The 2,788-nt window shown below is 70.0% G+C and carries 2 protein-coding genes; both read right to left on the bottom strand.

From position 1 onward, the window contains the following. Nucleotides 1-1,141 (bottom strand): DEAD/DEAH box helicase (locus AC1D1G_RS43955; RefSeq protein ID WP_477956792.1); only part of this gene is annotated, 1,141 nt, incomplete at its 3' end. A gap of 95 nt (nucleotides 1,142-1,236) precedes the next feature. Next, nucleotides 1,237-2,688 (bottom strand): NADP-dependent phosphogluconate dehydrogenase, encoded by a 1,452-nt coding sequence (gene gndA, locus AC1D1G_RS43950; protein WP_317567298.1) that lies wholly within the window; start codon nucleotides 2,686-2,688, stop codon nucleotides 1,237-1,239. Between the last annotated feature and the right edge of the window lie 100 nt (nucleotides 2,689-2,788).

Below are 2,788 nucleotides of genomic sequence, written 5' to 3'. Positions count from 1 at the left end.
CCCGCACGCCGTCCACCTCGATCCCGGCCTTGCGGGTCAGCTTCTCCACCTCGGCGCGTTCGTCCTCGGTGACGAGGGTGACCACCACGCCGGACTCGCCGGCGCGGGCGGTGCGGCCCGCGCGGTGCAGGTAGTCCTTGGGGTCGGCCGGGGGGTCGACGTGGACGACGAGCGAGATGTCGTCGACGTGGATGCCGCGGGCCGCCACGTCGGTGGCGACCAGGACCGGGGTGGTGCCGTCGGCGAACGATTCGAGGGTGCGGGTGCGGTTGTTCTGCGCCTTGCCGCCGTGCAGGGCGCCCGCGGAGATGCCCGCCTCGTGGAGTTGCTGCGCGAGCCGGTCCACTCCGTACTTGGTGCGCACGAACATGAGGGTCCGCCCCGCACGTGAACCGATATGTGCCACAACGGATCTCTTGTCGGCCCCGTCGACGAACARCAGGTGGTGGCGCATGGTGCTCACCGACGCGGTGACCGGCGCCGTCGAGTGGGTGACCGGGTCCCGCAGGTACCGGCGGACGAGGGTGTCGACCTCCCCGTCGAGGGTCGCCGAGAACAGCAGCCGCTGACCATGCGCCGGTGTCTTGTCGAGGATCGTCGTGACCTGCGGCATGAACCCCAGGTCGGCCATGTGGTCGGCCTCGTCGAGCGTCAGTACGGTCACGTCGTCCAGGGACACCGACCCCTGCGCCACGTGATCGGCGAGGCGTCCCGGCGTCGCGATCAGCAGGTCGACCCCCCGCGACAGGATCTCGACCTGACGTTTGATGGGAATCCCGCCGACGACGTTCGCCACCCGCAATCCCACGGACAGGGCCGGCTCGTCCAGCGCCCGCTCGATCTGCAACGCCAGTTCACGGGTGGGCACCAGCACGATGCCGCGCGGGAAGCCCCGCCTGCTCGCGGCGCCCTTGAGTCGCACGAGCATCGGCAGTCCGAAGGCGAGGGTCTTCCCGGACCCGGTCGGCGCGCGGCCGAGTACATCGCGGCCCGCGAGGACGTCGGGAATGGTGGCCGCCTGGATCGGGAACGGCGCCCCGATGCCGCTGCGGTCGAGGGCGTGGGTCATCACCGCGGGGAGACCGAGCGCGAGGAACGTCTCACCCACCGGTGCGGGGGAGGAGAACTCGTCGTCGGGCATATCGAGAAGGCTACCGCCTCCGAGAGGGGCCTCCGACGCCTCGGCCGTGACGTACACGCGGTACGTCACGGCCGGGGACGGGCAGTGTGCGAGGCTCAGGCCTGCACTTCGCTGCGGTCACCGCTCCAGAGGGTGTGGAACTTGCCCTCCGCGTCGACCCGCTCGTAGGTGTGGGCGCCGAAGAAGTCGCGCTGCCCCTGCGTCAGGGCCGCGGGCAGCCGCTCCGCGCGCAGGGCGTCGTAGTAGGACAGCGACGACGCGAACGCCGGCACCGGGATCCCCAGCAGGGTGGCGGTGGAGACCACCCGGCGCCAGCTGTCGATGGCCGTCTCGATGGCGTCCCGGAAGTACGGGGCCAGGATGAGGCTCGGCAGCTTCGGGTTCTCGTCGTACGCGTCCTTGATGCGGTTGAGGAACCGGGCCCGGATGATGCAGCCGCCACGCCAGATGGTCGCGAGGTCGGCGGGGTGCAGGTCCCAGTCGTATTCGGCGCTGCCGGCCGCGATCTGGTCGAATCCCTGCGCGTAGGCCACGACCTTCGACGCGTACAGGGCCTGCCGGATGTCCTCGGTGAACTGGGCGGCATCGGTGGGCTTGTCGGCGAGGACGCCGGACGCCAGCCCGACCGCGGCCTTGCGCTGCTCGCGGGACCCGGACAGCGCGCGGGCGAACACGGCCTCGGCGATCCCGGTGACGGGGACACCGAGGTCGAGCGCGGACTTGACGGTCCAGCGGCCGGTGCCCTTCTGCTCGGCGGCGTCGACGATCACGTCGACGAGCGGCTTGCCGGTCTTCGCGTCCTTCTGCCGCAGCACCTCCGCGGTGATCTCGACGAGGTAGCTTTCGAGGTCGCCGCCGTTCCAGTCGGTGAACACGTCGGCGATCTTGCCGGCGTCGTAGCCGAGGGCGGACCCGAGCAGGTTGTACGCCTCGCCGATGAGCTGCATGTCGGCGTACTCGATGCCGTTGTGCACCATCTTCACGAAGTGGCCGGACCCGTCGGGGCCGATGTGCGTGCAGCAGGGGGTGCCGTCGACCTGCGCGGCGATCGACTCGAGCAGCGGTCCGAGGGCCGCGTAGGACTCCTTCGGGCCGCCCGGCATGATCGACGGACCGTTGAGCGCGCCCTCCTCACCGCCGGAGATGCCGGCGCCGACGAAGTGCAGGCCACGCTCCCTCAGTGAGGCCTCGCGGCGGATCGTGTCCGTGTACAAGGCGTTGCCGCCGTCGATGATGATGTCACCGGGCTCCATCGCCGCGGCGAGTTCCTCGATGACGGCGTCGGTGGGGTCGCCGGCCTTGACCATGATCAGCACGCGGCGCGGCTTCTGCAGCGCGCCCACGAACTCCTCGATCGTCTCGGTGCGGACGAAGTCGCCCTCGCTGCCGTGCTCCTCGATGAGGGCGTCGGTCTTGGCGATGCTGCGGTTGTGCAGCGCGACCGTGTGACCGTGCCGGGCGAAGTTGCGGGCGATGTTCGAGCCCATGACGGCCAGTCCCGTGACGCCGATCTGGGCGCGGGCACCCTCAGTGTTGTCGATAGTCATGGATACAGCATTCCCTCTCGCTCGGCGGTAGTGAAATCGGCGGCTACGAAAAGCTCGACCGCCTAAGCCAAACATACGAAGGCCGGCCGTCGCACATGCG

The organism is Rhodococcus sp. P3_B8, from assembly GCF_056402775.1.
This window is presented reverse-complemented; position numbering and strand designations above follow the sequence as displayed.

Bases quoted from the DNA above. Each gene is read 5' to 3' on its own strand.
- gndA (WP_317567298.1), bottom strand. From the start codon at position 2,688: ATGACTATCGACAACACTGAGGGTGCCCGCGCCCAGATCGGCGTCACG.